The 4464-nt window shown below is 46.4% G+C and carries 5 protein-coding genes; 1 reads left to right on the top strand and 4 read right to left on the bottom strand.

The window, feature by feature from the left end; all coding sequences use genetic code 11:
- Positions 1-128: 128 nt before the first annotated feature.
- The 3 genes from OQJ86_RS26020 to OQJ86_RS26010 all read right to left on the bottom strand — a co-directional run bounded on the left by OQJ86_RS26020 (position 129) and on the right by OQJ86_RS26010 (position 3376).
- A complete protein-coding gene (locus OQJ86_RS26020) occupies positions 129-1655 on the bottom strand; it encodes a tripartite tricarboxylate transporter permease (protein ID WP_265992158.1) in 1527 nt (508 codons plus the stop codon).
- 20 nt (positions 1656-1675) lie between these two features.
- Positions 1676-2170, bottom strand: coding sequence for a tripartite tricarboxylate transporter TctB family protein (locus tag OQJ86_RS26015; protein ID WP_005451900.1), 495 nt, complete (start codon positions 2168-2170; stop codon positions 1676-1678).
- A gap of 228 nt (positions 2171-2398) precedes the next feature.
- The gene (locus OQJ86_RS26010; RefSeq protein ID WP_045416640.1) at positions 2399-3376 is read right to left on the bottom strand and encodes a tripartite tricarboxylate transporter substrate binding protein; all 978 of its coding nucleotides are present in this window, start codon (positions 3374-3376) and stop codon (positions 2399-2401) included.
- A 283-nt stretch (positions 3377-3659) separates the two neighbouring features.
- Here OQJ86_RS26010 and OQJ86_RS26005 point away from each other — a divergent pair, with 283 nt between their 5' ends.
- Complete coding sequence (locus tag OQJ86_RS26005; RefSeq protein ID WP_265992154.1) at positions 3660-4058, top strand: GFA family protein; 399 nt, start codon at positions 3660-3662, stop codon at positions 4056-4058.
- A gap of 158 nt (positions 4059-4216) precedes the next feature.
- Here OQJ86_RS26005 and OQJ86_RS26000 read toward each other — a convergent pair whose 3' ends face one another.
- Entirely contained in the window at positions 4217-4384 is a 168-nt protein-coding gene (locus tag OQJ86_RS26000; RefSeq protein WP_265992160.1) for a GNAT family N-acetyltransferase, read from the bottom strand.
- Positions 4385-4464: the final 80 nt, after the last annotated feature.

The raw sequence follows: 4464 nt of genomic DNA, 5'->3' as shown, positions 1-4464 counted from the left end.
TTAAACTACAAACCATCCTTGAAGGCTACGAACTAGCAATGTCTCTTGAACACTAGACTTGTGATCAAGAGACAGCCGCATAGGGTGGCTTGGTTTCAAAGGTCTATCTTGAGGGAGAGATAGAATGCTTATTGCTCAACTTTTACTGGCTGCGCTTTAAGCTTTTGAAAGAGTTTTACAAGCAGTGGACTGCCAAGTACCAATACCGCAAGTACGGTGAATGTCAGTGTGATTGGGCGTTCCCACAAGAAGCTCAGTTCACCATCGGAAATCATCAATGCTCGGCGTAGGTTCTCTTCCATTAATCCACCAAGGATAAAGCCAAGCAACAGCGGTGCGAGAGGGAAGTTTGCCAGCCTCAGCGCGATGGCAGCCATTGCCACAAGTAACATCACAAACACGTCCATGGTGTTGAAAGAAACCAGATACACACCCGTGATGGAGAAGAACAGAATCATCGGCAACAACACGGTTCTTGGTACGGCCAACAGCTTTGAGATGTATGGGATCAGCGGTAGGTTAAGAATCACCAGCACAATGTTGCCGAAGTACATAGAGATGATCACTGACCAGAACACATCCGGGTGCTCAACAAACAGACGAGGACCCGGTTGAATACCGTATGCGATTAACGCTCCTAGCATGATTGCGGTTGTACCAGAGCCCGGAATACCAAGAGTCAAAAGAGGAACGAAAGAACCACTAGATGCTGCGTTGTTCGCTGATTCCGGAGCAACCAAACCTCGAATGCTGCCTTTACCAAACTGTTCTTTTTTATCCTTTGGAGCAAGGTTACGTTCCATGCCGTAACTTAAGAAGGCTGCGATGGTTGCACCTGCGCCCGGAAGCACACCAGTAAAGAAACCAAGGATTGAAGAGCGAATAGAAACTGGCGCTACTTCTTTGATTTCTTCCTTGGTGACTTTCATCGAGCCAATGTTGCTCAGCTTATCTTGTTCCTCATCACGTGTGTCTTCAGATGGTTTCAAAATCCCCATCAACGTTTCACCAAGCGCAAAGGTCGCCATCGCCAACAATAGGAAGCTGAAACCATCCATCAAATCCGTTAGGCCAAAGGTGAAGCGTTCGACACCGACGCCTTTATCAATGCCGACGGTAGATAGCATCAAGCCCAGAATGGTCATAATCCATGCTTTGATCACTTGTCCTTTACCTGCGAAAGCTGCCACTGCGGATAAGCCAAGAAGCATTAGCGCAAAGTAGTCAGAAGATTGGAAGCTTAACGAGACGTTAGCCAATGCTGGTGCCGTTACAAGCAGCATGATCGCAGAAAGCGTGCCCCCAGTGAAAGAAGAGTAAGCCGCCAGTGCAAGTGCTTTGCCTGCTTGTCCTTTCTGTGCCATTGGGTAGCCATCAAACGCGGTGACTACAGTTGAAGAACAACCCGGCGCGTTGATAAGAATAGAAGACGTTGAGCCGCCAAATACCGCACCATAGTAAACACCTGCCATCAGAATCAGACCCGACGACGGATCCAAGCCATAGGTGATAGGTATCATCAGAGCGATGGCAGAGATAGGACCAAGCCCAGGTAGCATGCCGATAAACGTACCGACAAAACAGCCAACAATCACCATCATGATGTTCATTGGCATCACGGCGGTGGATAAACCTTGTAGAATTCCATCTAACATAATTCAGTCCTTTCTTTTGACTACCAGATGGTGAAAATCAGACCAGGCTCAAGGTAGATATCCAGACCTTGAGTGAGCAACAAGTAAAACGCGATAACGAACGGAAATGAGGCGCCGAACAACACCGATTTACGTCGTTCGCCAAGAAGGTAAAAGCCCGCAAGCAGGAAGAATCCCGTCGCTAATACAAAGCCGATGTAAGTCAAACCCAGACCATAAAGCGCCATCAAAACTAAAAACGCGATGAGCAGTTTCCAGTTGAATGACATCACAGCGCCGCTTTGTTTATCGGGCTGACCAGTGACCAATAGCATTAACGCTAAACCAATCCCAACGTAGGTCAGAATGGTCGGTAAGGTGCGAGCCGTGAAGGGTTCGTATTCATCTCCGGGAAAGAGAGGGATTTGCGTGGTTTGGTAGCCATAGCATAGGCAAAACAACAAAAAGATCATCGCACCGACACGATCGCGGCACAGCAAATTCTCTTTGGTAAAAATATTGGTTGAATGAGACATATCCAACTCCTAGAACAACAGGAAAAGACCGTATATGGGCGTTAATGAAGAAGGACTAAGTCATTAACAATTAAGCGCATCGCTGCTAGTCGAGTTACTTAGTGTTTACCAATCAATAAACAAAGGAGTTTTTACTTGTCGATTATCGACAATGCCCATATACGGTGAAATTAGAGTGCAAATACAACTGGGGCTAGGGATAGCTAACCCCATAAACTCGGATGAGAGTTATTGCTTCTTCAGGAAACCTAATTCGCGCATTAGATCGCCCATTTGCTGCTCTTGCTCTTCTAGGAACGCGAAGAACTCTTTATCCGCTTTGTAGTTGTCAATCCAACCATTGCGGTCACGAACAACTTGCCATTCGTCCGTTTTGTACATCTTGCTCAGAGCTGCGTTCCATTCGTCGAGCTTGGCTTGGCTTGTGCCAGGAGCGGCAAAGAAACCACGCCAGTTCGCGAACACAGTTTCATTGCCATATTCTTTCAGGGTAGGGATGTTTGGTGCAGCGTCTAGACGTTTTGGTGCCGTAATCGCCAGTACTTTTACCTGACCAGATTTCGACATCTCTAATACTTCGCCAAGACCGGTTGAAAGCAATTGTGTTTCGCCAGATAGAAGTGCTGCCATTGCTTTGCCGCCGGCATCGTACGCGATGTAGCGAACTTTACGTGCGTCAAAACCTTCGCCTTTAAATGCGGCCGCGACGACTAGGTGATCCATCGAGCCACGAGCAGAACCGCCGGCGATTTTTACTTTACGTGGGTTAGATTCGAAATCTTTGACCACATCTTCCCATGTGTTGTACTTCGAATCAGCGGAAGTCACTATAGCGCCGTAATCAGCAATCGTCGCAGCTACTGGCGTGAGATCTCGGAAAGATTGCGGGAAGATACCCGTCAGTGAGCGAACAACGATTGGGGTTGAATTGACCATCAACGTGTCAGGTTGGCGCTCAGCGGTTTCGATGAGGTGCGCAATGGCTTTACCACCACCGCCACCAGAGAGGTTTTGGAAAGAGACATTTTCAACGATGTCGGACTTAACCAGAACATCACCTGTGCCACGAGCCGTCATATCCCAACCGCCACCAGCACCACCAGGGATAAGGAAATGGAGTTTTTCAACATCAGCAGCAAAAGCGTGGAAAGAAAATGAGGCTGCAATGATGGATGCGGCGAGCGTTGGTTTGAGTACCTTTAACATGTTTCACGTTCCTTATGTTGGTGACTCTCTTGTTTTGAAGAGTCTTATTATTTGTTCTCCTAACGAGGTAGGGAGACTCGCTAGTGATGAGCTAAAGGTTAATGAGGTGTTAACGTGATGTCTCTAATGCGTAGATAAAGAGAATATTGAGCATAAACGACGTTTTGTTCATAAAGTTCACGCAAACATGCGGCCAGAGAATGTGGTGAAAGACTAGGTTGGTCACATCAATTAAGAGTCTAAAACCGCCATAATGATGGAGATTGAATAGGGAGGAACAGCGATGAAAGGAACATGTTTATGTGGCGCTATTGAAGTGACTGCACCTAAACACAATGAAGTGAGCTTGTGTCATTGCGATATGTGTCGAAAATGGTCAAGTGGGCCTTTGCATGCGGTGCATTGCGGCCCCGGTGTGACATTTAGTGGTGCTGAGCCTAAACGTTATCAATCATCCCAATGGGCAGTACGAGGTTTTTGTGCTGAATGCGGCACGAACATCTATTACCATTTATTGGCAACGGATGAATACATTCTTTCCGCCGGGTTATTTAATGAGCCAGATTTCAAATTGAGTTTAGAAATATTCACCGATGAGAAGCCCGCGTACTATGATCTGCAGCCACACAGCAAGAAAATGACAGCTCAAGAAGTGTTTGACCAATATGCACCAGAAGAGTAGGTAATCATGAAGTTTCTTTGGTTAAAGATATTACTGACGGTAGCGGTATTTGCTGGTTTGTTTTTGATTGTCTATCAGCAAGTACAAAGTGGCGTAAGTTGAACATAAAAAGCCGAGTGCAACTCGGCTTTTCGCTTTTTGCTCACGTGTGTGTTTGATTACTTAAGCATGTGAACATAGTTATAAAACTCGACGTCGCGTACGTAACCGTGTTTCTCATACACAGATTGAGCGGCTTTGTTGTCTATGCCTGTGCTCAACATAACAAAGGCAGAGTCGGTCTCTTTTGCCAGTTGGTCTGCTTGTTCCAATAAACGTTCACCAATCCCTGGCTTTGTTGCTTAATTCGGTTGGAAGACATGGCAGCCCAAAGTTGTTCAGTTATTAAGCAATATACTGAGTTTCA

It is taken from the genome of Vibrio sp. Sgm 5, assembly GCF_026241575.1.
GTDB lineage: Bacteria > Pseudomonadota > Gammaproteobacteria > Enterobacterales > Vibrionaceae > Vibrio > Vibrio jasicida.
The sequence above is the reverse complement of the archived record's forward strand: the minus strand, read 5'-3'. Positions and strand labels throughout refer to the sequence as shown.

What these genes read in the sequence shown, in the direction of transcription:
- OQJ86_RS26020 (WP_265992158.1), bottom strand. Translation starts at nt 1,655, where the DNA reads ATGTTAGATGGAATTCTACAAGGTTTATCCACCGCCGTGATGCCAATG.
- OQJ86_RS26015 (WP_005451900.1), bottom strand. Translation starts at nt 2,170, where the DNA reads ATGTCTCATTCAACCAATATTTTTACCAAAGAGAATTTGCTGTGCCGC.
- OQJ86_RS26010 (WP_045416640.1), bottom strand. Translation starts at nt 3,376, where the DNA reads ATGTTAAAGGTACTCAAACCAACGCTCGCCGCATCCATCATTGCAGCC.
- OQJ86_RS26005 (WP_265992154.1), top strand. Translation starts at nt 3,660, where the DNA reads ATGAAAGGAACATGTTTATGTGGCGCTATTGAAGTGACTGCACCTAAA.